Source organism: Kitasatospora sp. NPDC101155 (assembly GCF_044768305.1).
In the GTDB taxonomy this organism is placed as follows: domain Bacteria; phylum Actinomycetota; class Actinomycetes; order Streptomycetales; family Streptomycetaceae; genus Kitasatospora.
Map to the genome: position 1 here is coordinate 250225 of NZ_JBIWPN010000010.1, position 24050 is coordinate 274274.

General features: G+C 70.5%; 21 protein-coding genes and 3 pseudogenes. 18 read left to right on the plus strand and 6 right to left on the minus strand.

The window, feature by feature from the left end; all coding sequences use genetic code 11:
- From ACIRYZ_RS18110 to ACIRYZ_RS18120, 3 genes are all read left to right on the plus strand, one after another.
- The coding region (locus ACIRYZ_RS18110; protein WP_402945115.1) for a DUF397 domain-containing protein at nt 1-187 on the plus strand (187 nt) is incomplete at its 5' end.
- 108 nt (nt 188-295) lie between these two features.
- Nucleotides 296-619, plus strand: coding sequence for a DUF6087 family protein (locus ACIRYZ_RS18115; protein ID WP_402945117.1), 324 nt, complete (start codon nt 296-298; stop codon nt 617-619).
- Between the two features lie 93 nt (nt 620-712).
- Nucleotides 713-2353 carry an APC family permease gene (locus ACIRYZ_RS18120; protein WP_402945120.1) on the plus strand — a complete coding sequence of 547 codons (1641 nt, stop codon included), beginning with the start codon at nt 713-715 and terminating at the stop codon, nt 2351-2353.
- A gap of 51 nt (nt 2354-2404) precedes the next feature.
- On the opposite strand, the gene ACIRYZ_RS18125 is transcribed toward ACIRYZ_RS18120, so the two are convergent.
- Nucleotides 2405-3490 (minus strand): pyridoxal-phosphate-dependent aminotransferase family protein, encoded by a 1086-nt coding sequence (locus tag ACIRYZ_RS18125; RefSeq protein ID WP_402945123.1) that lies wholly within the window; start codon nt 3488-3490, stop codon nt 2405-2407.
- Nucleotides 3491-3586: 96 nt separating this feature from the next.
- Here ACIRYZ_RS18125 and ACIRYZ_RS18130 point away from each other — a divergent pair, with 96 nt between their 5' ends.
- Complete coding sequence (locus ACIRYZ_RS18130) at nt 3587-4678, plus strand: amidohydrolase family protein (RefSeq protein ID WP_402945125.1); 1092 nt, start codon at nt 3587-3589, stop codon at nt 4676-4678.
- Nucleotides 4679-4770: 92 nt separating this feature from the next.
- Complete coding sequence (locus ACIRYZ_RS18135; protein WP_402945128.1) at nt 4771-5448, plus strand: uracil-DNA glycosylase; 678 nt, start codon at nt 4771-4773, stop codon at nt 5446-5448.
- On the opposite strand, the gene ACIRYZ_RS18140 is transcribed toward ACIRYZ_RS18135, so the two are convergent.
- Nucleotides 5384-6205, minus strand: coding sequence for a histidine kinase (locus tag ACIRYZ_RS18140; protein WP_402945131.1), 822 nt, complete (start codon nt 6203-6205; stop codon nt 5384-5386). The two genes, ACIRYZ_RS18135 and ACIRYZ_RS18140, sit on opposite strands and share 65 nt — an antisense overlap.
- A 191-nt stretch (nt 6206-6396) precedes the next feature.
- On the opposite strand from ACIRYZ_RS18140, the gene ACIRYZ_RS18145 reads away from it, so the two are divergent.
- The 7 genes and pseudogenes from ACIRYZ_RS18145 (at nt 6397) to ACIRYZ_RS18175 (ending at nt 12093) form a co-directional block, all read left to right on the plus strand.
- On the plus strand, nt 6397-8595 hold the full coding sequence (locus ACIRYZ_RS18145; RefSeq protein WP_402945133.1) for an MMPL family transporter: 2199 nt from the start codon (nt 6397-6399) through the stop codon (nt 8593-8595).
- Between the two features lie 24 nt (nt 8596-8619).
- Nucleotides 8620-9342 carry a class I SAM-dependent methyltransferase gene (locus ACIRYZ_RS18150; protein ID WP_402945136.1) on the plus strand — a complete coding sequence of 241 codons (723 nt, stop codon included), beginning with the start codon at nt 8620-8622 and terminating at the stop codon, nt 9340-9342.
- A gap of 125 nt (nt 9343-9467) precedes the next feature.
- Nucleotides 9468-10199: pseudogene (locus ACIRYZ_RS18155) on the plus strand (transposase); the annotation flags it as partial.
- A gap of 13 nt (nt 10200-10212) precedes the next feature.
- Nucleotides 10213-10704, plus strand: a pseudogene (locus ACIRYZ_RS18160) (IS5 family transposase); the annotation flags it as partial.
- Between the two features lie 74 nt (nt 10705-10778).
- Nucleotides 10779-10943, plus strand: coding sequence for a helix-turn-helix domain-containing protein (locus ACIRYZ_RS18165; RefSeq protein ID WP_402945139.1), 165 nt, complete (start codon nt 10779-10781; stop codon nt 10941-10943).
- Between the two features lie 143 nt (nt 10944-11086).
- Nucleotides 11087-11878 carry a hypothetical protein gene (locus ACIRYZ_RS18170; RefSeq protein ID WP_402945142.1) on the plus strand — a complete coding sequence of 264 codons (792 nt, stop codon included), beginning with the start codon at nt 11087-11089 and terminating at the stop codon, nt 11876-11878.
- Complete coding sequence (locus ACIRYZ_RS18175) at nt 11875-12093, plus strand: hypothetical protein (protein ID WP_402945145.1); 219 nt, start codon at nt 11875-11877, stop codon at nt 12091-12093. The genes ACIRYZ_RS18170 and ACIRYZ_RS18175 overlap by 4 nt, the downstream gene beginning before the upstream one ends.
- Nucleotides 12094-12361: 268 nt before the next feature.
- Here ACIRYZ_RS18175 and ACIRYZ_RS18180 read toward each other — a convergent pair whose 3' ends face one another.
- Entirely contained in the window at nt 12362-13063 is a 702-nt protein-coding gene (locus ACIRYZ_RS18180) for a hypothetical protein (protein WP_402945148.1), read from the minus strand.
- Between the two features lie 145 nt (nt 13064-13208).
- On the opposite strand from ACIRYZ_RS18180, the pseudogene ACIRYZ_RS18185 reads away from it, so the two are divergent.
- The 3 genes and pseudogenes from ACIRYZ_RS18185 to ACIRYZ_RS18195 all read left to right on the plus strand — a co-directional run.
- A pseudogene (locus ACIRYZ_RS18185) lies at nt 13209-13420 on the plus strand (IS5/IS1182 family transposase); the annotation flags it as partial.
- A gap of 30 nt (nt 13421-13450) precedes the next feature.
- Nucleotides 13451-13849 (plus strand): hypothetical protein, encoded by a 399-nt coding sequence (locus tag ACIRYZ_RS18190; protein ID WP_402945259.1) that lies wholly within the window; start codon nt 13451-13453, stop codon nt 13847-13849.
- Between the two features lie 957 nt (nt 13850-14806).
- Entirely contained in the window at nt 14807-15130 is a 324-nt protein-coding gene (locus ACIRYZ_RS18195; protein ID WP_402945151.1) for a hypothetical protein, read from the plus strand.
- Nucleotides 15131-15661: 531 nt separating this feature from the next.
- Here ACIRYZ_RS18195 and ACIRYZ_RS18200 read toward each other — a convergent pair.
- The 3 genes from ACIRYZ_RS18200 to ACIRYZ_RS18210 all read right to left on the minus strand — a co-directional run bounded on the left by ACIRYZ_RS18200 (nt 15662) and on the right by ACIRYZ_RS18210 (nt 19703).
- A complete protein-coding gene (locus ACIRYZ_RS18200; protein ID WP_402945154.1) occupies nt 15662-16015 on the minus strand; it encodes a hypothetical protein in 354 nt (117 codons plus the stop codon).
- 79 nt (nt 16016-16094) lie between these two features.
- Nucleotides 16095-18284, minus strand: a complete 2190-nt coding sequence (locus ACIRYZ_RS18205) for a PQQ-binding-like beta-propeller repeat protein (protein ID WP_402945156.1) — start codon at nt 18282-18284, stop codon at nt 16095-16097.
- A 30-nt stretch (nt 18285-18314) separates the two neighbouring features.
- Nucleotides 18315-19703, minus strand: coding sequence for a PQQ-binding-like beta-propeller repeat protein (locus ACIRYZ_RS18210; protein ID WP_402945159.1), 1389 nt, complete (start codon nt 19701-19703; stop codon nt 18315-18317).
- Nucleotides 19704-20221: 518 nt separating this feature from the next.
- Here ACIRYZ_RS18210 and ACIRYZ_RS18215 point away from each other — a divergent pair.
- The 3 genes from ACIRYZ_RS18215 to ACIRYZ_RS18225 all read left to right on the plus strand — a co-directional run bounded on the left by ACIRYZ_RS18215 (nt 20222) and on the right by ACIRYZ_RS18225 (nt 23973).
- Complete coding sequence (locus ACIRYZ_RS18215) at nt 20222-20884, plus strand: uracil-DNA glycosylase (RefSeq protein ID WP_402945162.1); 663 nt, start codon at nt 20222-20224, stop codon at nt 20882-20884.
- Nucleotides 20885-21235: 351 nt separating this feature from the next.
- Entirely contained in the window at nt 21236-22660 is a 1425-nt protein-coding gene (locus ACIRYZ_RS18220; RefSeq protein ID WP_402945165.1) for a hypothetical protein, read from the plus strand.
- Nucleotides 22657-23973, plus strand: coding sequence for an ABC transporter substrate-binding protein (locus tag ACIRYZ_RS18225; RefSeq protein WP_402945167.1), 1317 nt, complete (start codon nt 22657-22659; stop codon nt 23971-23973). The genes ACIRYZ_RS18220 and ACIRYZ_RS18225 overlap by 4 nt, the downstream gene beginning before the upstream one ends.
- Nucleotides 23974-24050 lie beyond the last annotated feature (77 nt).

Genomic DNA, 24050 nt, shown 5'->3' on the forward strand with positions numbered 1-24050 from the left:
GTGGTTCAAATCCTCGTACAGCAGCAACGGCGGCAACTGCATTGAGGTAGCGGGGAACTTGGTCGCTTCCGACGCTGTTCCTGTCCGTGACTCGAAGGACCCCTCGGGCCCCTCCCTGGTCTTCCCCGCCGACGCGTGGGTGGCCTTCGTCTCCGCCGTGCGCAGCGGGGAGTTCGGCACCGTCTGAGCGAGCGGATGAACCGCCCCGGCCTTGTCGGCCGGGGCGGTTTGTTCCGAGGTTCGAGCGAGCGCTACGGGCTAGCCTCGGGGCGATGCCGAGTTGGAGGATCCGAACGTGGTCTTTCCCGAGGACGAATCGCTCGCGAAGTGGCATGCCGCCCGGGCCGGTCGGGATCGGCCGCCGGGGACGCGGGATGCGCTGGTGCTCGCGCCCGAGGATCGGTGGGGGCTGCATCCGTTCGAGGACGTTCCCCGGCTGGTGGTCGAGTGGGACGGGCGTGCCTGGCGGCCGGTGGCCGTCGCCGCCGACTTCTCGGAGGCGTATCCGCTGATCATGCGGCGCGACGGGGAGCTGATCGAGGCGCAGGACGATACGCCGGTGGCATTGCTGCGGAGGGGGACCGGACGTCACCGTCGGCCGCTTCCGCCGTCTGGCTGACAGGGGTGGGCCGGAGCGCGTTTCGGCGCGGGGGAGTCCCGGGTGCTGCGGCACTGTCGGGGGGATTTCCCCGAGGCGAGAGGCGGCTGCGCCATGGCCCATCCCGACACCGCGTCATCGCCCCCCACGGGGCAGGCCGGGCTCAAGCGCGAGGTCGGCCTCGTCGGACTGCTCTGGGCCTCGGTCGGGGCGATCATCGGGTCCGGCTGGCTGTTCGGGGCGCAGAAGGCGGCGGTGGCGGCTGGGCCGGCGGCGTTGTTGTCCTGGGGAATCGGCGCGGTGGCGATCATCCTGCTGGCGATGATCCACGCCGAGCTGGGTGGGCTGTTCCCGGTGGCGGGCGGTACGGCGCGGTATCCGCACTACGCGTTCGGCGGGTTCGCGGGGATGTCGTTCGGGTGGTTCACCTGGCTGCAGGCCGCGACCATCGCGCCGATCGAGGTGCAGGCGATGATCAACTACGCCCGGCACTGGACGTGGGCGGACGGCCTCCTGAACCAGGACCTGACGCTGACCGGGGCGGGTTTCGTGGTCGCGGCGGCGCTGCTCGGGGTGTTCGTCGCGATCAACTTCCTGGGGGTGAGGCTCCTCGCCCACACCAACAGCGTGGCCACCGTGTGGAAGGTCGCCGTCCCGATCCTGACCATTTTCGCGCTCGGGTTCACCGAGTTCCACGGTTCCAACTTCACCATTCACGGCTTCGCGCCGCACAAGGCCAAGGGTGTGCTGGCGGCGATCAGCACCAGCGGGGTGATCTTCGCGCTGCTGGGCTTCGAGCAGGCCATCCAGTGGGCGGGTGAGAGCCGCAACCCCCGCCGGGACATCCCCCGGGCCGTGCTCGGGTCGGTGGTGATCGGCACGATCGTCTACGTGTTGCTCCAGGTGGTGTTCATCGGCGCCCTGCCGCCGTCGACCTTCGCGGGCGGCTGGAACAAGCTCGACTACCCAGGCATCAGCGGCCCGTTCGCGGGCCTCGCGACCCTGATCGGCCTCGGCTGGCTGGCGACGATCCTCTTCATCGACGCGATGATCTCCCCCGCCGGCACCGGGCTGGTCTACATCACCTCCAGTTCCCGGGTCACCTACGGTCTGAGCCGCAACGGCTACGCGCCGCAGGCCCTGCAGTACACCGACCGCAACTCGGTGCCCTGGCCCGGCCTGGTCATCGCCTGGGTCGCCGGCGTGCTCTGCTTCCTGCCCTTCCCGAGCTGGCAGCGGCTGGTCGGCTTCATCACCTCGGCCGTCGTACTGATGTACGCGGGCGCGCCGCTGGCCTTCGGGGTGCTGCGCAAGCGGCTGCCGGGGATGGAGCGGTCGTACCGCCTGCCCGGCGGCACGATCGTCTCCCCGCTGGCCTTCGCGGTGTCGAGTCTGATCATCTACTGGTCCGGCTGGGACACCCTGTGGCGGCTGGGGCTGGCGATCATCATCGGGTACGTGCTGCTCGGCGGGTACTCCGCGTACGCCGCGTCGAAGGGGGCGCCCCACGCGCCGCGGATGGACTTCAAGGCCGGGCAGTGGCTGCCGGTTTACCTGGTCGGGATGGGGATCATCTCCTGGCAGGGCACCTTCGGCGTGGGCGCGCGGGGGAACCTGCCGTTGTGGTGGGACATCGTGATCGTGGTGCTGTTCTCGCTGGTCGTCTACTACTGGGCGCTGTCCGTCTCGCTGCCGGCGGAGGACATCGAGCGGAACATCCGCGGCGTCGAGGTCGTGGACGCGGGCGGGCACTGAGCGCCCGTACGGAAGCGGCCCCGGAAGCGTACCGGGGCCGCTTCCGCGTGCTCAGGCCTGGACGGTCGCGTTCCAGGCGGCCTCGGCGGCCAGCAGCGCGGGCTCGGCCTCGGCCTTCGTGGCCGTCGCGAGGGCGGTCAGGCAGGCGCCGACGGTCTCCAGCGAGGCCGCCGGCCCGTAGTGGTTGATCCGCAGCATCTCCGCGGCCAGCGCCCCGCCGCCGGGCTGGAGCGGCAGGGCCGGGTCGAGGGCGGCGGCGAGCTCGGCGGCGTGCAGGCCGGCCGGGGTGCGCAGGGTGGTGGCGACCGGGGCCGCGTGGGCGTCCTCGTGGACGTACGGGGTGAGGGTGCCGAGTGCTCGGACGCCGGCCCGGGTGGCGGCGGAGGCGGCGCGGTGGCGGGCGATCACGGCGGGCAGGCCGTCGGCGGCGATCCGGTCCAGGCAGGCGCCGAGCGCCAGCATCTCCAACTGGGCCGGGGCGTGCGGGAGTACGGCGCGACCGGCGTCGGTCCAGCGCTCCTTCCAGTCCAGCAGGGAGAGGTAGGAGCGGCGCGGGGCGGCCGGGTTGGCGGCGATCCGCTCCCAGGCGCGCTCGGAGACGGAGACGGCGGAGACCCCGGCCGGGCCGCCCATCGCCTTCTGGCCGCCGATCACGCACAGGTCGATGCCCCACTCGTCGGTGAGCAGCGGCTCGGCGGCCACCGAGGCGACCGCGTCGAGCATCAGCAGCGCGCCGTGCTCGCGGACCACGGCGGCGATCTCGGCGACCGGGTTGGTGTTGCCGGTCGCGGCTTCGGCGTGCACCAGGGAGACGAAGTCGACGGCCGGGGCGGCGGCCAGGGCCTCGGCCACCTGCGCGGCGCTCACCGCGCTGTCGAAGGGGACGGCGAGGTCGACGACCTCGGTGTCGCAGGAACGCAACCAGTTGCCGAAGGTCTGCCCGTACGGGCCGGTGACGATGTTCAGCGCGGTGGAGCCCGGGTGGGCGGCGCTGCGGATCGCGGCCTCCAGCGGCAGGAGCGCCTCACCCTGGGTCACGATCACGTCGGCCTCGGTGTGCAGCAGTGCGGCCACCTGGTCCTCGATCGCCGCGAACTCGGCGGCGCTGAGCGGGGGGAGGTCGAGGAACGGACTCACGGTGTAAACCTTTCGCCGCGGGGGTGGTGGGTGCGGAAACGAGTCTGCCGCATTCTGACTGCTTACACGGAACGCCCCCGTCGGTAGAGTGCGGCCATGAGTGAAGGCGCGGTGCTGCACGTCCGGGGTCGGGTGCTGGTCGGTCCGGAGGAGGTCCGGGACGAACTCTGGGTGGTGGACGGCCGGGTGACCTTCACCCGCCCGCTGACCGCCGGGGACGTCCGGACGGTGACCGGCTTCGCGCTGCCCGGCCTGGTGGACGCCCACTGCCACGTCGGACTGGACGCGCACGGCGCCGTGGACGCCGAGACCAGCGAGAAGCAGGCGCTCACCGACCGTGACGCCGGCACCCTGCTGATCCGCGACGCCGGCTCGGCCGCCGACACCCGCTGGATCGACGAGCGCGAGGACCTGCCCCGGATCATCCGCGCCGGGCGGCACATCGCCCGCACCCGCCGCTACATCCGCAACTACGCGCACGAGATCGAGCCCGGCGACCTCGCCGCCTACGTCCGGGCCGAGGCCCGGCGTGGGGACGGCTGGGTGAAGCTGGTCGGCGACTGGATCGACCGCGAGCACGGCGACCTCGCCGCCTGCTGGCCCGGCGACGCGCTGGTCGAGGCGATCGCGGCGGCGCACGAGGAGGGCGCGCGGGTCACCGCGCACTGCTTCGCGGCCGAGTCGCTCCCGGACCTGCTGGCGGCCGGGATCGACTGCGTCGAGCACGCCACCGGACTGACCGAGGAGCTGATCCCGGCCTTCGCCGAGCGCGGGGTGGCGATCGTCCCGACGCTGGTCAACATCGCCACCTTCCCGGAGCTGGCGGCCGGCGGCGAGAAGAAGTTCCCGGCCTGGTCGGCGCACATGCGGCGGCTGCACGAGCGCCGGTACGACACCGTGGGCGCCGCGCACGACGCCGGCATCCCGATCTTCGTCGGCACGGACGCGGGCGGTTCGCTCGCGCACGGGCTGGTCGCGGACGAGGTGGCCGAGCTGGTGAAGGCGGGGCTGAGCCCGGCCGAGGCGCTGTCGGCGGCGAGTTGGGGCGCGCGGGAGTGGCTGGGGCGGCCGGGGCTGGCGGAGGGCGCCTCGGCGGACTTCGTGGTGTACGACGAGGACCCCCGGGCAGACGTCCGGGTGCTCGCGGACCCGCGGCTGGTGGTGCTGCGGGGGCGGCCGGTGGGGTGATCAGGTGGTCCGCACGGAGCCCTCGTCCGGCTTCTCGTTCACATGATCATCCGCTGAACGCGCTGTCGGTGTAGGCCGATAGGGTGGCCACCATGGCACCGCGTCCACTGAACGAGATCGTCGAGCCCGGTTGGGCCACCGCCCTGGAGCCGGTCGCCGGGCGGGTCGCCGCCATGGGCGACTTCCTGCGCGCCGAACTGGCCGCCGGCCGTACCTACCTGCCGTCCGGGCCGAACGTGCTGCGGGCCTTCCAGCAGCCGTTCGCCGACGTCCGGGTGCTGATCGTCGGGCAGGACCCGTACCCGACCCCCGGCCACGCCGTGGGGCTCAGCTTCTCGGTGGGGCCGGAGGTGCGGCCGATCCCGGCGAGCCTGATCAACATCTTCCAGGAGTACGGCAACGACCTCGGTCTGCCGCAGCCGTCCAACGGGGACCTCACCCCGTGGACCGACCAGGGCGTGCTGTTGCTCAACCGGGCGCTGACCACCGCGCCGCGCAAGCCGGCCGCGCACCGGGGCAAGGGCTGGGAGGAGGTCACCGAGCAGGCGATCCGTGCGCTGGCGGCGCGCGGCGGCCCGCTGGTGGCGATCCTGTGGGGGCGCGATGCCCGTAACCTGCGGCCGCTGCTGGGGGAGATCCCGGCGATCGAGTCGGCGCACCCGAGCCCGTACTCGGCGAACGGCGGCTTCTTCGGCTCCCGGCCGTTCAGCCGGGCGAACGAGCTGCTGGTGCGGCAGGGGGCGCAGCCGGTGGACTGGCGACTGCCCTAGGCAGGCCCGGCGCCCGCGAATCAGGAACCTGTCGGGGATCGCCCCCGCGGCGACGCGTGAGCTCACGGCCGAGGACGTGGTGGGCGAGCGACTCCCTGGCCTGGGTGAGGTCCTCGTCGTCGAGCGTGCAGGCCAGCGCGCCGGCCTGCACGCTGATCAGGGCGACATGGTGCCCAACGGCGTCGTGCAGGTCCCGTGCGATCCGCAGCCGTTCTTCGGTGACCCGGCGATTCGCCTCGTCCTCCCTGGCCTGCTCGGCTCGCCTCGCGCGCTTCTCGACCTCGGCGACGTAGCCGCGGTGGCTGCGGGACGCGCTGCCGCTGGTCACGGCCAGGGCCGCCCACAGCAGGACGACGAAGCCGGTGATGCCGGGGTGGGTGATGAGCGAGGCGCAGAGCAGCGTTGCCTTGACGGGGACGCCGACCGCGAGTGTCCGGCCCGGGCCGGCCTTCAGCGCGACCGAATACAGCACGTAGAAGACCGCCGGCAGGGTCAGCGGGTAGGCCATCCCCTCGGCCATGAGTACCACTGACCCGATGACGGTGACTGCCGCGGTGCCGAACGGGAACTGCCGATGCGCCACCAGGGCCGCGTAGACCACGGTGGACACCAACCAGCTCAGCGGCCGGTGGGAGCTCAGCGCGTGCTGGATGTCGGTGGGGATCGTCACCACCGAGAACAGCACCACCGTCGTTACCGCCGAAAGAAGCAGCAACTCCTGACGGCCCATCAGTCTGTTCCAGGCGCTCCCCCACATAGCTGGACTGTAGGCAGCCGCAGCCGCAGCCGCAGCCGCCACGAGCAACCGAACTACTGCCGGCGCAGTAGGTGGAGCCGAAAGCCACGACGGATGGCGCGGTCGCGATCAGTGCAATCGCTGCGGCGAGCCGACGACCCGGCGATGCGCGGCCCGGACGATGAGGAGCCGAACCACAAGGACGGAGGATCATGTCGGGTCTTGCACGCTGGTGCTACCAGCATCGCTTTGTTGTCATCAGTGCCTGGATATGTCTGCTCATCGGTCTGACGGTGATGTCGCAGGCGGCGAGGACGACGTACGACAACTCGCTCACCCTTCCGGGAACCGGATCGGGCAACGCCCAGGCACTGCTGCTGCGGTCGGCGCCGGCCCAGGCGGGCGACTCCGACCAGATCGTCTGGCAGGTGAGCCACGGCAGCGTCACCGATCCAGCCATCGAGCAGCGGATTTCGGCGATGCTCACGCAGGTGTCGCACCTGCCCGAGGTGGCCTCGGTCGCCAGCCCCTACGCGCCGGGCAGCCAGGTCCAGGTGAGCTCGGACGGGCGCACCGCTTTTGCCACGGTGAACTTCACCAAGGCGGCAGACGACCTGGACCATGCCGACATCAACCAGGTGATCATCGCGGCGACGGCCGCCCGTGAGCCGGGCCTCGCGGTCGAGTTGGGCGGCAAGGCGATCGCGAGCGCGGAGCAGACGCCGGCGTCGAACGCGTCGCTGATCGGCATCGTCGCCGCCGCCGTCATCCTGGTCATCGCGTTCGGATCGCTGCTCGCGATGGTGCTGCCGATCGTGACCGCGGTGGCCGGGGTGGCCAGCGGCATGCTGCTCATGGCCCCGCTCAGCCACATGATGTCCGTGAACGGCATCGCGCCGATCCTCGGCGCGCTGATCGGCCTCGGCGTCGGCGTCGACTACGCCCTGTTCATCGTGACCCGGCACCGCCGCGGTCTGCAGTCCGGGCTGGACCCGGAGCAGTCCGCCGTGCAGGCGCTCAACACCTCAGGCCGCGCGGTCCTGTTCGCCGGCGGCACGGTGTGCATCGCCCTGCTCGGCCTGCTCGCCGTCAACTTGCAGTTCATCGACGGGCTGGCCGTCCCGGCGGCGCTCACCGTGGTGTGCACTGTGGTCGCGGCCGTCACGTTGCTGCCCGCGCTGTTCGGGGTGTTCGGTTCGCGCGCGCTGAGCCGCAAACAGCGCCGTCGGCTGCGGGCCGGCGAGCTGGGCCAGGCTACGATCGGCAACGGCTTGTGGGCGCGCTGGTCGCGCACCGTGCCGCGGTTCGCCGCCGTGTTCGTCTCCCTGGGGCTCGCGGTCACGGTCGTGGTGTCCGCTCCCGTGCTGCACCTGCGGCTCGGCTTCGCCGACGCGTCCAACGACCCCACGTCAACCCACACTTACAAGTCCTACGAAATGCTCGCCGAGGGGTTCGGGCCGGGCTTCAACGGCCCGCTGGTCCGGGTCGCCCAGACGCAGTCCCCGGCTGACCGCGCCGCGCTGGACCAGCTCAACCAGGCGCTCAGCGCGGTGCCCGGGGTGGCCGCCGTGCAGACCGCGCCCGCGCAAACCGGGTCGGCTACCGGGCCGGCGATCGAGGTGACCCAGGTCTTCCCCACCACGGCGCCGCAGGCCCCGGCCACCTCCACCCTGATCAACCGGCTGCGCAACTCGGTCGTGCCGCACTACACGAACGGCACCACGCTGCAGGTCTACGTGGGTGGCCTGACGGCCACGTTCAACGACTTCGCCGCGACGACGAGCGACAAGCTGCCCTGGCTGCTCATCACCATCGTGGGTTTCAGCTTCCTGCTGCTCGTACTCGCCTTCCGCAGCCTGCTCATCCCCGCGATCACGGCGCTGCTCAACCTGCTGGCGGCGGCGGCCTCGTTCGGCGTTCTCACCGCGTTCTTCCAGTGGGGCTGGGGAACCAGGGCATTCGGGCTCGGCGCGCCCAGCCCGATCGAGGGCTATCTGCCCGAGCTGGTGCTGGCGGTCCTGTTCGGTCTGTCGATGGACTACCAGGTGTTCCTGGTCAGCAGGATGGCCGAGGAATGGTCGCACACCCGTGACAACACCCGGTCGGTGCTCGTCGGCGTGACCGACACCGCCCGGGTGATCACCGCCGCGGCAATGATCATGATCGCCGTGTTCGCCGCATTCGTGTTCATGGGCCAGCGCAACATCGCCGAGTTCGGCGTCGGGTTGGCCGCCGCCGTGGCGCTGGACGCGTTCATCCTTCGGACGGTGCTCGTACCGGCCGTGATGTACCTGTGCGGCCGGGCCAACTGGTGGCTGCCCCGCTCGCTGGACCGCCGTCTGCCGCACCTGACCATCGAGCCCCCCGCGCGGAAGCAGTCCGCCCGCGCGCCCCAGTCCGCCACCGTGTAACCCGGTTCACCGAAGGAGTACCTCATGTCCAAGGACCTGAACGAACCCCCTCTGCCGGCATTCCGGTGGTCGCCGCGGTACGGAGTCGACGCGCCCGCGGTCCCCGCGGTGCTCGGCGCCGCCGGCGTGGCATGCTGCCTGGCAGCCGCCTGGCGACGGCCAGGCAGCATCGCGATGGCGGCCACCGGGGCGGTACTGCTGGCCAACGCCGGCGTGTACCTGCACACCACGCTGCATGGCAAGCTGCGCATCTGGGAACGGGAGCTGGATCGCGTCGGCCTGCAAGGCAACGAGCAGCTCCTGGACCTGGGCTGCGGCCGTGGCGCAGTGCTGATCGCGGCGGCCAAGCGGCTGCCGATGGGACGCGCCGTCGGCACGGACCTGTGGACAAGGGACCAGAGCGGCAACAGCCCCGAAGTCACGCTCGCCAACGCCGCCGCGGCCGGGATCGCCGACCGGGTGGAGGTGCGCACGGCCGACATGACCGCACTACCGTTCCCTGACGGCTCTTTCGACGTCGTGACGAGCGCGATGGCGATCCACAACATCCCATCGGCCGAGGGGCGCTACCGCGCGCTGGACGAGGCCATGCGAGTACTGCGCCCAGGCGGGCAGTTGCTCATCGCCGATCCCTGGTCTATGGCCAGGAAGTATGCCGAGCACCTCGACCAGGGCACACTGCGCCCACTCGGCCCCGGCGGCCCGTGGCTCGGCGTCACACTGCTGCATGCCGTCAAGGAGCGCTGACTGGCCGGCGCGGCGAACGTCGCGCCGGCCTGCCTGAAGTGACTGCCAAGACGCCCTCTGCTGGCTGCGAAGGAGCGTCAAAGTGCCGCTATCGGATCCGGGTTCCGCTCATGCGCGAGTTCCACCATGAGTCCCGGCATGTCGTGTGGATGGCCGACGGCCACGGCAAGGACGTGCTCCGCTCGTTCTTCGACGCCCTCGGCGCCGACCGCGCACACCGGCTGACGCACATCAGCGCGGACGGGGCCGAGTGGATCGCCGATGTCGTCGCCGAGCGGGCCCCGAACGCGGTCCGCGCCATGGATCCCTTCCACGTCGTGCAGTGGGCCACCGAGGCCCTGGACGAGGAACGCCGGGCCGCCTGGAACCGCGCCAGGCGCCAGGCGGCAGACCCCGAACTCGCCCGCCGCCTCAAGCACTCCCGCCACGCGCTGTGGAAGAACCCCGAGGACCTCACCGCCCGCCAGCAGGCCAAACTCGCCTGGATCGCTACCAACGACCCGCGTCTGCACCGCGCCTACCTCCTCAAGGAGGGACTGCGCACGATCTACCGGATCGCTAGGACGGAGGGCGCGCCTGCCGCCGCCGAGGCGCTGGACCGCTGGCTGTTCTGGGCGAGACGGTGCCGGATTCCGGTCTTCGTCGAACTCGCCCGCAAGGTCGGACGCCACCACGACGCCATCCTGCACGCGATCGTCGAGGAGTTGAGCAACGGACTCATCGAGTCCACGAACACGAAGACCAGGCTCATCATCCGCCGAGGCTTCGGCTTCCGCTCCGCCGACGCCGTCATCGCCCTCGTCATGCTCTGCCTCGGCGGCAACCGTCCCGCCCTACCCCGCCGCCAACTCACATGACCCGACCCACAGGTCCAACACAAGAGCCCCAAAAAGGGGAGAACTCACAGGTCCGAGCCCCGTGGACAGAGGCAAGCCGGGTTCCAAGATGCACGTCCTGTCGGACGCGGGAGGGCTGCCCCTGGTCGTCGGCGTGAGCGCGGCCAACACCCACGACAGCAAGGCCCTGAAGCCCATGGTGGAGGGCTACCAGATGAGACAAGCCCCGGGCCGCGGTCCCATTCGCAAGCCCGGGCGCCTGCACGCCGACAAAGCGTATGACGTCCCCCACCTGCGAAAGTGGCTACGCGGCAAGCGGATAGGCGTCCGCATCGCCCGAAAGGGCATCGACTCCAGCGAGCGTCTTGGGCGTCGCAGGTGGGTCATCGAGCGCACAATATCATGGCTGTCCGGCTACCGCCGACTCAACCACCGCTACGAGCGCGATCCCCACAACTACCTGGCCTTTCTCGGCCTCGCCGCAGCCCTGTGCTGCTACAAACGGCTCATCCGCCTCACCGCGTAGGACACGGTCTTGAAAGGGTGATGTCGGGGCTGTTTGACTGACGGCCGCTGGTCTCCTCCGGTAGCTCTGTTGGCGTGGGGTACGCGCAGGGCGGCGGGCTGACCGACGCGGAGAGGGCCACGCGCGAGCGGTTGCGGCTGCAGGCCGCAGAACGCTTTGAGCTGGGGCAGAAGAACGGGGAGATCGCCACGGCAGTGCGGGTGAGCGAGCGGTCGGTGGAGCGGTGGCGCCGGGCCTGACGCAGCACGGCGAGGTCCGGCTGTGGTCTTCGGCGAGCTCCGGCGCTCCTTCGGACGAACGTCAGGAGTTGACTGACATGTCATCAAGTCGTTTAAATTTTACCGGTCTTGATCTGAGCACAAGCAGGACCTAGGCTTGCCCGGTGATCGATGCGGCACGCGCGTTCGATGAGCTCGGCCCTGTTGTCAGCAGGCATCCGGTTGCCAACGGCAAGCGATGTGTGAATGCCTTCTGGGCGCTGGGCATCGGCGTCCCGGTCGGTTGGTTGGGCCTGTGGGGAGCGACTGCTGTCGGCGATGACGCGACGGTCCTCGCCCACAGGGCGGTAGGCGTGCTCATCGGCCTTGGCTTGGCCGGGCTCTACATCGCGGTGACTCAGGCTCTCCGGGTAGTTCGCGGCGGATCGGCGGAGTACTTCGAGGTACGCGAGCGCGGCCTGGTCCACGGCTCCCGGCGGGGGCCGACGGTCTTCGCCTGGGACCGGGTCACCGCGATCACCATTCGGACCGCCCAGCGGGACAACAGGCTCGCCCGGCAACTGGGCACCGGCTATCGGTGCGTGCTTCGCTTGGCCGACGGCAGGCGGGTTCGGGTGGACGGACTGGCCGAACAGCACGGCACTTTGGGCCTCGCGGTGCTCGGTCGGTGCCCGCACGCACTCCGGCTCACCGGTGATGAGTGGTGGCAGAAGGCAGGCGGCTGGTTGCCGGCCGCAGGCGCGGCATGCTTTGCCGCGGTCATCGCGATGATCGTCTTCATCGTGGGTCACCCGGACAAGGAGATCACCGACCCCAATGACATTGCCAACGTGCGCGACATACCCGGCCTCGGCGGAACCCAGGTGGTTCTGCTCGCCGTCGGAATCCTGGTGTGCCTGATTGCGGGCGTCACATGCATCGTCCTGTCTGTGCAGGCTCGGAGGATGCGCAGGTGAGAGCGCCCGCAGCAGTGACGGACGTCGCCGCCCTCGTCCAGAGAGAGCTGAACGGCGAGCCCGACGACAGCGGCGTTGCCATCCTCTGGGCGTGCATCGCCGACCTCGACAAGAGCGTGCCCCTGATCAACTCGGAGTACTGCGCCTCCTACTTCGCGAAACCTCGAACGATGGCCAAACTTGCAGCAGCGCGCTACATCCCCACCGCGACCTGACCGGTCTGGATGAGGGTGCAGCGGAACGTGATTCGGTCGGCGATGGCCGCGCAGAGGCGGACGTGCCGCAGGTCTTGTCCCACTCGGTGAACGGTGAGTCAGTTGCGACAGCGGTGGCCTTTCATCCTGCGCGCTCGGTGAAGATCTGGAACAGCAAGTTTGGCGCCACTGCCCCCTCGTCGGCGGCGCGAGGGGCGTCACCCGTTTGCTGCTGCGCCAGCCATGAAAAGCCGCGCCGTGGGTCGGCCCAGGTCCTGGCCGACCGCAGTCAAGTGCCAGACAGGGGTGAGCTTTCGACCGGAGGCGATCCCTCGGCCGGGGTAGTGGTCGCGACGAAACGCAAAGCCTTGTGGCGCGCCCAGAGGATCAGCACCCCGAGGGCCACCAGGCCGGCGGCCGCCAGCTCGCCCTGCAGGTCGACCCCGGACATGTCCCGGTCCGCCTCCTGGGGCCCGACCCAGCCGCTCGGGTCCACGGTCAGGTGCTTGAGCTCGCCTTCGAAGTCCTCCTCTGTGCAGTCGGGGTACCAGAGCGTGGTGTGCGACAGCGGCGGGCCGTCGTTCGCCTGTACCTCGCACCGCCAGGATTCGTTGTCATTCTCGTCCCGGTAGCTGTGCATCGCGGTGACTTTCGCCGTCTTCGGCACCCCCCAGTGCAGCAACACCTCACCCTGGACGATGTCGCCGCCCCCGAACAGCACGAAGGCCCCGATCACGAACGCCGCCAGAACCAGCCGCATGCGCTGCAGCATGGCCAGCACGGCAAGCACAGCACCCCCTGCCGCCACACCCGGCAACAGCCCGACCGGGGCGAGGTCCGGGTTGCTGCCCAGCAGGATCGCGCCCAGCAGCGCCAGCGGGGCGAGAACGGCGGCCCGGCCACTGAGCCGCAGCGCCCGCGGGTGCGGCGCGGCCTGGGTCTTCGCAGATGACCTGCGCCTGTCCAGCCAGGTACTGCTGCCCCAGACCATCGCGCTTCTCCCCTGTTCACCCGTCCGGTGACCGTCCGAGCCAGTCTGACCGCCTACTGCGGTCCGGGACAGGGCAGTTGGGCCATCAGGACGAGACAGTGACACACCACCCGCGCGGGACGGACCGCTCCATCAGATTGGCCGACCGAGCCTGGTGGCGCTCGACACCCAGAGCCTGCATGCCGCCGCCGGGGTACCCGCGGCCACGACCGGACGGGACGCCGCCAAGAAGGTGCCGGGCCGCAAGCGAGGGCTGGCCGTCGACGTGCCGGGCCTGGTGATCGCCGTGGTAAGAAGACCGTGGTCGACCACGGCGCCGGCCTGGGCATCGCGGTGGAGATCGTCGAGCGCAACCCGGTGCACCTCCACCCCGTCTTGGCGCGGCGCGTGAGCGGCGACCCACAGCAGACCCTTGGTGCCCTGCTGGCCCGCCTGGAGGTTCGCGAGCGGCAGATCGCGCAGTTGACCGCGCTGCTGGACGGACTCGCCCAGGCCGCCGAGCACATCACGATCACCCGCAAGACGCTCCTGGAACTGCCCGACGAAGCGCCCCTGGCACCGGCCACATCGACTCCGGCCCTGCCGGACGGCCCGGCCTACCAGCAGATCATGGCCGTGTTCGCCGAAGCCGACGCCCCACTGCGGGCGAGGAACGTGTGCGAGGCAATGGACCTGGGTCTCATGCCGAACAACATCAACAACGTCCGCATCAAACTGAAGCGACTGACCGGGCGCGGGATCCTGGCCGAGACCGAGCCGGGACTGTTCACCAGGCCGCGACCGTAACCGCCTGGCAAACCCGCGACCGGCCCACTCGCCCAAATCGCAACGACGAAGCGGACATCAACTGTCAGCCGAACGGCTTCGACACCACTCGATCAAGTTCACTGGCACTCGACCTCGTAGGCACCGCCAGTGCACCTCCTGTCGCTGCCACTGTGGTCTTGGGAGGCGATCAAGAAGATGAGACCGAAGAACAGAGCTGAGACAAGCAAGCCCACGAGCAGTACGATCCCGCAGCCGGGTGGCGGGTTTTGTTCCTTGAGATACATGCCGGCCCCCTCCCGTACCTAGTGCTCCGGGCGGACCCCGAACAAACCCCTGGGCGTACCTCGACCCCGCCCGGCCGTATCGGTACGGGGCCGAAGGAATCAGACTCCGACGCCTCCCGAACCGCTTTGGACAGGTGCGCCGAGGCTCCGCTTCAAACTCAAGCGAATGACCGCCGGGGATCCTCGCCGTGCCCGAACCCGGCTCGTTCGCCCAGCCCGCCCGTAGCATCGCCTACGAAAACGCGACCAGCGGACCTTGTCGAAACGGATCACCAACCCGCCGCACGCCCAGCTGACCGAGCTCGGCATGAGCCGGGAGTGGCGACGGCACCCGGGACGATCAGCAAACAGCTGACCACCGCGTTCACCCACCGCGCGGCCCCCGCCCCACCATGGGGCCGGGGCCGGGCGGCTGTACGTGGTGATCCGAAGTGCGTAGGAAGGGGCCCGTGGTGGGAGGCGGTCTGGTGCCGCAGGCACTCTGGCGCTGCGAAGGACGGGAGGTGTGTACTGGTGGCCTGTCGCATCAGGGGGCTGCATGCCGCACACACCGGATCCAGGACCGCCCGTCCCGGCGGGCGAAACACCCGAACCGTCATCAGGCGACCCCGGTCCGGACGAGGCCCCCGACAAGAGGAACTGGCTGAGCCCTATCAAGGTCGGCACGTTGTGGTCCGTACGACCGGACTGGGTGGGACGCGTGGCCCACCTGGCGGGTGTCCGCAGCCACATGATCCCCGGGAAGGATTACGGCACGTACGGGAAGGGCCAGGACAGTTACTACTACCACCCCGGGGATGTGCAACGAGCGGCGGTGGCCATCTCCGAGGGCCGCGTCGACGTCCCGTCGATCTGGCGCACCGACACCCCCGACGGCCGACGGGCGGAGTACTGGAGCAGGTTCCGTCTTCGGCTGACCATCACCATCTTTCTGGTATGGCTCGGCGGCGGCCTGGGATTGATGGCCTGGTACCTGGTGCCCCTCGCGTACGAGGTGCTCTTCGTCCGAAAGTGACCGGGGGCTCAACGCTCAGGCCGGGCAGTTGGAGGTCGCCAAGCGCCTGCCGGATCGCCTTGTTCGACGCCGCACCGGGGCGCCTTGTCGGGCGCCAGCAGGTGTTCCAGTCGGCCACCTGCCAACCGAGGTGCTCCTCGCCCTGCCAGAGGCCGAACACAGCGCCCGAGACGTCCGCCGCGCTCACCGGTCGCCCGGCCTGCTCCACCTGCAGCGCATCGACGGCGACGTTGCCGCCGCACTCGTGGACGCGCTGTGACACCTCGTCGGCGCTGTCAACGGGCGAAGTAGGTGGTCCACCCAGCCGTGGGGTGCTGCCGATACCGACGAGCTTGGCGCCGCCCAGGGTGGCACGCATGTAGGCGCCCAGCCGCTTCGGCCTGAGGTGTACTCGTCGATCGGCCGGGAGTCCCCACAGCCACACGATCAGGCGACACCGAAACGGACATCAAGTCACGTACCGCCCTCTGATGCTCGGGGTGCTGACACTGCCGCTGGTCGGGCTGCTGGGACTCGCCGGCCTGGAGGCTTTCACGAGGCCAGCGGCGCGATCTCAGGATGCTCGGAAGTCGCCGCGACCCCGTAGGCACGCAGCATCGGTTCGACTTCGCCCCGAGCCTCGTTGAAGCGAGCCAGAAGCAGCACGGCGCGCGGCTGCGGGTCCCAGTCCTCGGAGTCGAGCAGGACCCCGAGTTCGTTGAACGCCCTGACCATCTCGACCTGACCCATGAGTTCGATCACCCGTGCCAACGCCGGGGAAAGGCCCGGCGGCGCGACAACCTCGTCCGCGAAGTCCTTGCCCCCTGCTTCCAAGAGAACAGACCAGGTCGGCGGACGCTCGACTCCAACCCGTGCGGTGGTACGCGATGACTCCTCGCCGTGCACGATGCCGACAGGGAAGTCGCGTCGCCTCAACGGGGTACCCGAGCTTGGATTTCTGGTATTGCCCAGGGCCTGCCCGGTCCTATTCGGGCGGCAAGGCGTAGAGCGTGTCGCCGTGCAGCGCGTAGAGCAGGGTGCCGTCGCTGCTCAACCGCCAGGGCGTTCCGGGCCGCGCGGTATCCGAAAAGGTCCAGAGCAGTCGGCCGGTCGCGCGGTCGAGCGCGAAGAAGCCGTCGAAGGCGGCGAAGAACAGGACCGCGCCGATCACCAGGGGTTGGCGGTGATCCGTGGTGAGGGTCGGCAGGGTGGTACGCCAGAGCTGCTTGCCGTCCGTGGCGTTGATGGCGTAGACGGCTCTGGTGCGGTTGGTGGCCTCGGCGGCGTAGATCACCGAGTCGTGGACCACCGCCGAGCCGAAGCCGTCGCTGGCGTCGGGGTTGGGGAGGGTGAGGACGGTCTGTCCTGTGGTGAGGTTCAGCGCGACGAGTTCGGCCCCCGCGAGGTAGACGTTCCGGTCGTCTGCCGTGAACTCGTGACTGCTGCTCAGGTCGTCCGTGCGGAACGGATACGTCCAGCGGACGTTGCCGGTCCGCGCGTCGTGTGCCACCAGGCCGTATGCGGAGCCGGCCCGCGAGCTGCGCAGCAGGGTGGTGCCGGTGACCAGCACCTGTCCGTAGTCGTCGTCGAAGTCGGCCCAGGGCTGGCTCCAGGTGGGCTGGTGGGTGGTCCGGTCCACCGCGACCGCGCCCCCGGTGACGCGCAGGTAGATGGTGGAGGCGTCGGCGGCCAGCACCTTCGACAGGCCGGAGCCGGGCACGCCCCGGGTCCGCCACTGCTCCTGGCCGTCCGAGGTGCTGTACGCGACCAGGCTGGAGGTCAAGTCCTCGTTGCGGACCACCATCGCCACCGTGGAACCCGACAGTACGAACGGCGGGTACTCGGCGGCGTTGGGCTGCCCCTGCAAGGTCCACGTCACCGCGCCACCGCCTGCCGGGTCGAGCGCGGTCACCGTGCCGCCGGAGACCAGCACCCGGCCGCCGCCGGCCACCGCAGGAATGTTCGGCACCTTCTGCCCGTGATAGGTCCACAGCGGGGCCGGTGGAATGCCCGGGGCATGGCTGGGCCAGACCCGGGTGGACGGTGCGGGGCTGCCCGGGACGGCACCGTCGTGGGACGAGGTGCGGGTCCTGGGCGAGTTGGTCAACTCCCAGGCGCCGAAGCCGGTTCCACCAACGACCGCCACGCCGAGCAGACTCGCCAGCAGGGTGCGCCGGCCGGGGGTCGGCGGATCCGTCGGTACGCTCGGGGGGAGGGCGCCCAGCCGCATGGTGCCCAGCTCGGTCGGCGCCGCGGGCGGTGCGGGCGAGGGGGCGGCGGCGGGGCTGTCCAGGTTCATCACGCGGGCGGCGTGCGAGGCGATGGCGGACGCGACCCGTGTGGGCAGCCAGCCGTCGGCGAGTGCGGCCGGGGCGCCGCCGGGCGAGAGAAGGCGGCTCAGTTCCCGTGGCTGCGGGCGCGCGGCCGGGTTCTTGGCCAGGCAGTGCTGGACGACCGGGAGCAGCTCATCCGGCAGGCCGGCGAGGTCGGGCTGGTCGTGCACCACGCGGTAGAGCATGGCGGCGGCCATGCCGGACCCGAACGGGCCGTGCCCGGTGGCGGCGTAGAGCAGGACCGAGCCGAGCGCGAAGACGTCGCTCGGCGTTCCGACGGGCAGGTCGCTAGCCTGCTCGGGGGACATGAAGCCGGGGGAGCCGACGACGACGCCGGTCGTGGTTAGCCGGGTGCCTTCCAGGACCCGGGCGATGCCGAAGTCGATCACCCGTGGGCCGCTGGTGGAGAGCAGGATGTTGGACGGTTTGAGGTCGCGGTGGACCAGGCCGGCCGCGTGGATCGCGATCAGCGCCTCGGCGAGGCCGGCGCCGAGCGCGGCGACCGTCGAGGCGGGCAGCGGACCGTGGTCGGCGATCGCCTCGGCGAGCGAGGGGCCGAGGATGTACTCGGTGGCGAGCCAGGGGAGTTCGGCGTCGGGGTCGGCATCGAGCACGGGGGCGGTGTAGGCGCCGTCCACCGCCTGGGCGGCCTCGGCCTCGAACCGGAAGCGGGCGCGGAACCCCGGCTCCTCGGTGAGATCCGCGCGGACCACCTTCACCGCGACGGTGCGGCCGCCGGCCGAGCGGGCGAGGTAGACCCGGCCCATCCCGCCGGCGCCGAGCCGGGCGATCAGCCGGTAGGGGCCGACTGTGGCGGGATCGTCGAGTTCGAGCGGTTCCATGGATTCTCTTCCGGATGGACTGGAGCGCCGTCAGACGGCTGGCAGGGCCAGGACCTGGTTGTCCAGGGCGAGGTACAGGCGGTCGCTGTCGGCGGCGGCGCTCCACAAGCTGTAGAACGAGGCCTGCACGTTCGCCCGGTACGTCCAGCGGTCGGTTCCGTCGGCGCGGTCGATGGCGGTGATGGTCGGGCTGTCCCGCGGTAGCGGCCAGGTGAAGACGGTAGGGCCGGCAACTCGGAACCCGGAGTTGCTGATGAAGTGCGCATCGGACCTCCTGGCCCAGCGCACGGTGCCGGTGGCGGGGTCAACGGCCGTGACCCGGTCCGGGTTCCAGAGGTAGAGCTGCCCGTCGGCGGCTTCCACGTAGGGGTTCTCCAGGTCAGGCCAGCTCCGACCCTGGTACTTGGGCGCACCGGTGGCCAGGTCGAAGGCCCGGACGTAGCCGTTGCGGTGTCTGGGATTCTGTATCTCCGGATCCCCGGCGAACAGAGTGTCGCCGATGATCACGGGGAAGCCGCTCATCGCCCCGTCACCGGGGTCGCCGGCCGACCAGAGCTGCTGGCCGCTGGCTATGTCGCGCACCACCAGGCTGCCCTGGCCGTCCGTGTAGATGAAGCGGCTCGCGGTGACCAGCAGCGGCAGGCTGTCGCGCGTGCTGAGGTGGAGGGGGAGCGTCCAGAGGGTCTTCTGGTTGACGCAGTCCAGCGCGGCTATCACTGGATCGCCTTTGGTGCCACTGGGCATGTCCGCCCAGGCGCCGCCGTTCGGTGCCTGCTTAGCCAGCACGTACAGGATCTTGTCGTCGTAGCCCAGGAACTGGCCGACAGTCAGGGTGGGTGGCGGGGCGGCCTGCCAGACGGTGCCGCCGGTCGCCAGGTCCAGGCAGGTGAGGCTGCGCTCACCGGAGCTCGCCACGACCTGGGTGCGGCCCAGCGTGACGGGGGACGCGCCGAGGTAGTCGAACATCGGCCAGAGCTTGCGGAAGTCCCACTGCTGCTGGCCCGTCGCCGGGTCCAGTGCGGTGAGTTCGCTACCGACCACCAGCAGGGTGGAGCCTGCCGCCACGAGGTGGGGCTGGTTCTGCCCCGGTGCCTCGAAGGTCCAGACGGGCTGAGGAGGCTGCCCGGCGGCTCGGGTGGCGGGTGCCGAGGCGGTCGCCGACGCGCTCGCGGTCGGCACACGGGTGCCGGTGGACGTCGGGGGCGCGGGCTGTGCGGCGGGCTGGGCGGGCGAGCCGCGCAGGGCCCAGATCGTGCCGCCGACGCCGACCGCCAGTACGCCGGAGGCCAGGCCGATCAGTAACTCGCGGCGGTGGGGCCTGGGTTCGGCGGAGGCGTCGCGCAGGGTCGGCTGGTAGGCGGTATCCGCCGGCGGTATGGGTGCGAACGCGGGCGGTGTACTCGCCGGATGTCCAGGCACGGGCGGCGTGCCTGACGCAAGCGCGGGCGGCGGCCCGTCCCCGGGCGGTGGCGGGCCGAATTCCGCTCGTGGCGCGGATGGCTGGGGCGGTAGCGGCAGCCCGGCCGGCTCGCTCTCACTCCCGTCCGGCTCCTGATGCGCCATCAATTCCCCCCGGCTGTCTGGCAAAGCACCTGAGATTAGATCAGGTTCGGCCTCCCGGGGCCAGGGTCACCAGTCAAAGCTCGATCGCCACCACGAGCGTCCGTGGTCCGAGACCCAAGCCTGGGGGAGCAGCCGCCGACTTCGATCTTTACGGACGTCCGGTCGAGGTCGGACTGCATGACCGTGGCCAACGCAGGGCAGTCCCGGACTGCGCGGCAGGTGCGGCTATCGGATCCGGTTTCCGGCCATGCGCGAGTCCCGAGAACACTGGTTTCGGAGCGAGGGCAGGTACCGCATGATGACCGTTGCCGAGTGGGTGGAGCGCTGGTCCGAGAGCGCACCCGCCATTCCGACCGAACAGCAGCGCGAAGCCCTTGCACGAACTCGTCGATCCAGGCTGGGCGAAGGCTCTGGAGCCGGTGGCGGGGCGGATCGCCGCGATGGGCGACTTCCTGCGCGCGGAGGTCGCGGCGGGGCGGACGTATCTTCCCGCTGGCGCGAACATTCTGAGGGCGTTCCAGCAGCCCTTCGATGAGATGCGGGTTCTGATCGTCGGGCAGGATCCGTACCCCACCCCGGGGATGCCCATTGGTCTCAGCTTTGCGGTTGACCCGCAGGTGCGGAACCTCCCTGGCAGCCTGGTCAACATCTACCGGGAGATGGGCCAGGACCTCGGCTGCCCGCCGCCGAGCAACGGTGACCTGACGTCGTGGACCAGGCAGGGGGTGCTGCTGCTGAACCGGGCGCTGACCACGGCGCCCGGCAAGCCGGCGGCGCATCGCGGGAAGGGTTGGGAGGAGGTCACCGAGCAGGCGATCCGCGCCCTGGTGGCCCGGGGCGGCCCGCTGGTGGCGATCCTCTGGGGCCGGGACGCCCGCAACCTGCGCCCGCTGCTGGGGCCGGTGCCGGCGATCGAGTCGGCGCACCCGAGCCCGATGTCGGCGGACCGCGGCTTCTTCGGCTCCCGCCCGTTCAGCCGCGCGAACGACCTACTGGTCAAGCAGGGAAGCCAGCCGGTGGACTGGCGCCTCCCGTAACGCTGCAGGGGCTCCCCGCGTCCGGAAAGGTCGAGCTGAGACCCTGACGAGCTGTCGGTTCTCTCCGTCGCGCTCCTGGCATGAGTGCGCTGAGTCGTCTGTTCGGCAACGGCAACCTCGGAGTCAGCCTGGAGAACAGGCGTCGGCCCTGCCCGATCACGGCAGTGACCCCCGGGTGCGGACACCGCGGGGCACGGCTGAACGGAATGACGGATCATCAGATCCGTACTTCTGGTGGTCCCGCCGTAATCCTGTGGTTAAGGTGAGCGTCAGCCAGTTGGAGCCACTGCGGGTCGAACCTGGGGCGGGATTATGGTGAGCACTGCCGCAGAAGCCGGACGGTCCTGATCGATGGCGGCAACCGTGGAGGTGCGATCGCGGTCGCGCTCCTTCCGCCGCGGGTCCACCGCACCACCCACCACTCCGGCACGGCTACGACGGGCCGCCCTCGCGCTGCTCCTCTGCACGGCGGCGTTATGGGGGACGCTGGAATTCGCCCACACCAGCGCCCGCGCCACGGTGTCCTCGGCTGAAACCCGCGCGGTTCCGGCGCTTGTCGACACCTCGCAGCTGGCCTACTTCCTGGCCGACGCGGACCGCGTCGCGACCGGGAGCTTCGCGTCGGGGACGGTCCACCTGAGTGGCCCCGGCCAGCGCTACCAGGACGATCTGAAGTCGGCGCACCAAGCCCTGGAGCGGGCCGCCGAGCACGATGCGACGGGACCCGCCGGCAGCGTGCAACTGCAGGCCATCGAGGGGCTGATCGTCGAGTACACCAGCCTGATCGAGCAGGCTCATGCCACCGCGGGGCAAGGTGCCCTCGGCGCCGCCTATCTGAGCTACGCCTCGAGCCTGATGCACAAACCCGCTGACGGGGTCCTCGCCCACGTCTGGCAACTGCAGGCCGCCGAGCAGCAGGAGCTGGACCGGCAGCGGCACAGCCGATGGCTGGCACCGGCCGCGCTGTTCGGCGTGCTCGCCCCGGCCGCGGTCACCCTGATCCTGCTCGTCGGTACGCAGCGCTTTCTGAGCAGCCACTTCCACCGGCGGATCAACCTACCGCTGCTCGCCGCGTCCGTGCTGCTGTTCGCACTGTCCTGCTGGATGACCGTGCAGACCCTGCACACCGACCGGGCCTTCAGCACCGCCTGCGACGGGGCGCTCCCCCGGCTGACCGCCTCCTGGCAGGCCCGCACGCTCGCCGCGCAGGCGGCGGGCAGCGACGCGCTGGCGATCGTCGAGACCCTCCCCGGACAGGGCTTCCCCAACGACTTCGCCACCTACACCGTCCCGCTGGCAGATCCTGCGGTCACCCCGGCAGTGGTCGCGGCCGCCCGGAGCGAAGAGCCCCCACTCCACGGAATTCTCGCCGGCCTGCTCCACGCCGGCCTCGGCACCGACCCCGAACACCACTCGGGAGAGCGGGGCGCCGCGTTGCGCACACTCCAGGACTTCCAGCAGTTCACCGAGGCCGATGCCGACCTGCGACGGCAGGCCGCCGCGCTCGGCTCCGATGCGGCGCCGGCATCGGACCCCGCCATGGTGTCCACGGCCGTGGGCCCGGGCGGCGCGCAGCTGGGCGGGGCCGGCGCGGCGCTCGACGCCGACCTTGCCAGTCTCACGGACCTCCATCGGCAACGGCTGGCCGACGCCGAGTCATCGGCACGCTCCGATCCGGGCCTGGGCCCTGCCCTCGCCGTGCTGTGCGTCGCCATCGCGGTGCTGTGCCTGGGCGGCCTGTGGACACGCATCGACGAGTACCGGGCGGCGCGATGACGAGGCCGAGCTTTCTGGCCCGGTGCGGCCGTCAGGTCTGGGCCCGAGGTGGCCTCGCGCTCCTCCTCGTCGCCCTCTGCGGCGTCGCGGCTTGCGGCACCGGCGGATCGGGGCCCGTCGTCCACGTGCTCGGCACCTGGACCGGCAGCGAGCAGGACGCGTTCCTGGCCATGGTCGCACCGTTCGAGCGGCAGACCGGCATCAAGGTGGACTACCAGGGCTCCCGGGACTCGGACACCGTCCTGGCCGATCGGGTCGGCAACGGGACCCCGCCCGACCTCGCCGTCCTGGCCAGTCCCGGAAAGCTGGTGCAGTACGCCCGAGCCGGTCGGCTGGCCCCGCTCGACGATGCGCTCGACCTGCCGGGCATGACCAAGCAGTACGGCTCGAGCTGGGTGCAGCTGGGCGCCGTGGACGGCAAGCAGTACGCCGTGTTCGTCAAGGCATCCGTGAAGAGCCTCATCTGGTACTCCCCCAAAGCCCTTGCCGCACACGGCTGGACGCCTCCCGACAGCTGGGACCGGCTGAACGCGTTGGACCGGCTGATCGCCGGGTCAGGTGTCTCCCCGTGGTGCGTCGGGCTGGAGTCGAGCTCCGCCTCCGGCTGGCCGGGCACCGACTGGCTGGAGGACATCGTCCTGGCACAGTCGGGGCCGGACGTCTACGACCAGTGGGCGACGGGCAAGCTCGCCTGGAACTCTCCCCAGATCAAGCGGGCATGGCAGACCTGGGGCGACGTCATCGGCACCAAGGGCCTGGTCCGCGGTGATGCCCGCGGCATGCTGCTCACGAACTTCGGCGCCTCGGGCGCTTCGCTGTTCAACGCGACCCCGGGGTGCTACTTCGAGCACGCGGCGTCCTTCATCACGGGCTACTACCAACAGACCGACCCGCGCCTCAAAGCCGGTGAGGACTTCGACTTCACCCGGTTCCCGATCATCGACCAGGCGTTCGGGGGCACGGAGGAGGTGGCGGGAGACCTGCTCGGAATGTTCCACTCCACGGCCGCCGCCCGGCAGCTCATCGCCTATCTCACGACACCCGAGGCACAACGGATCTGGGTGGCGCGAGGCGGAGCGCTGAGCCCGAACCGCGAGGTGCCCGGCACCGCCTACCCGGATGCCCTGTCGCGCCGTCTGGGACAACTTCTGGTCGACGCCCGGACCGTACGGTTCGACGCCTCCGACCTGATGCCGGACGCGATGCAGAGCGCGTTCTACCAAGCCGTTCTCTCTTTCGCCAACGATCCCTCGCAGCTGGACACGGTCCTCTCCGACCTCGAACGGGTCCGGACCAACGTCTATGCCCAGTAGTGCACGGCTGCCACCTCATCCACTCTGCGCCGCCTACGTCATCAGCTCGCCCCTGGACGACGGTTCGGCATGCTCGA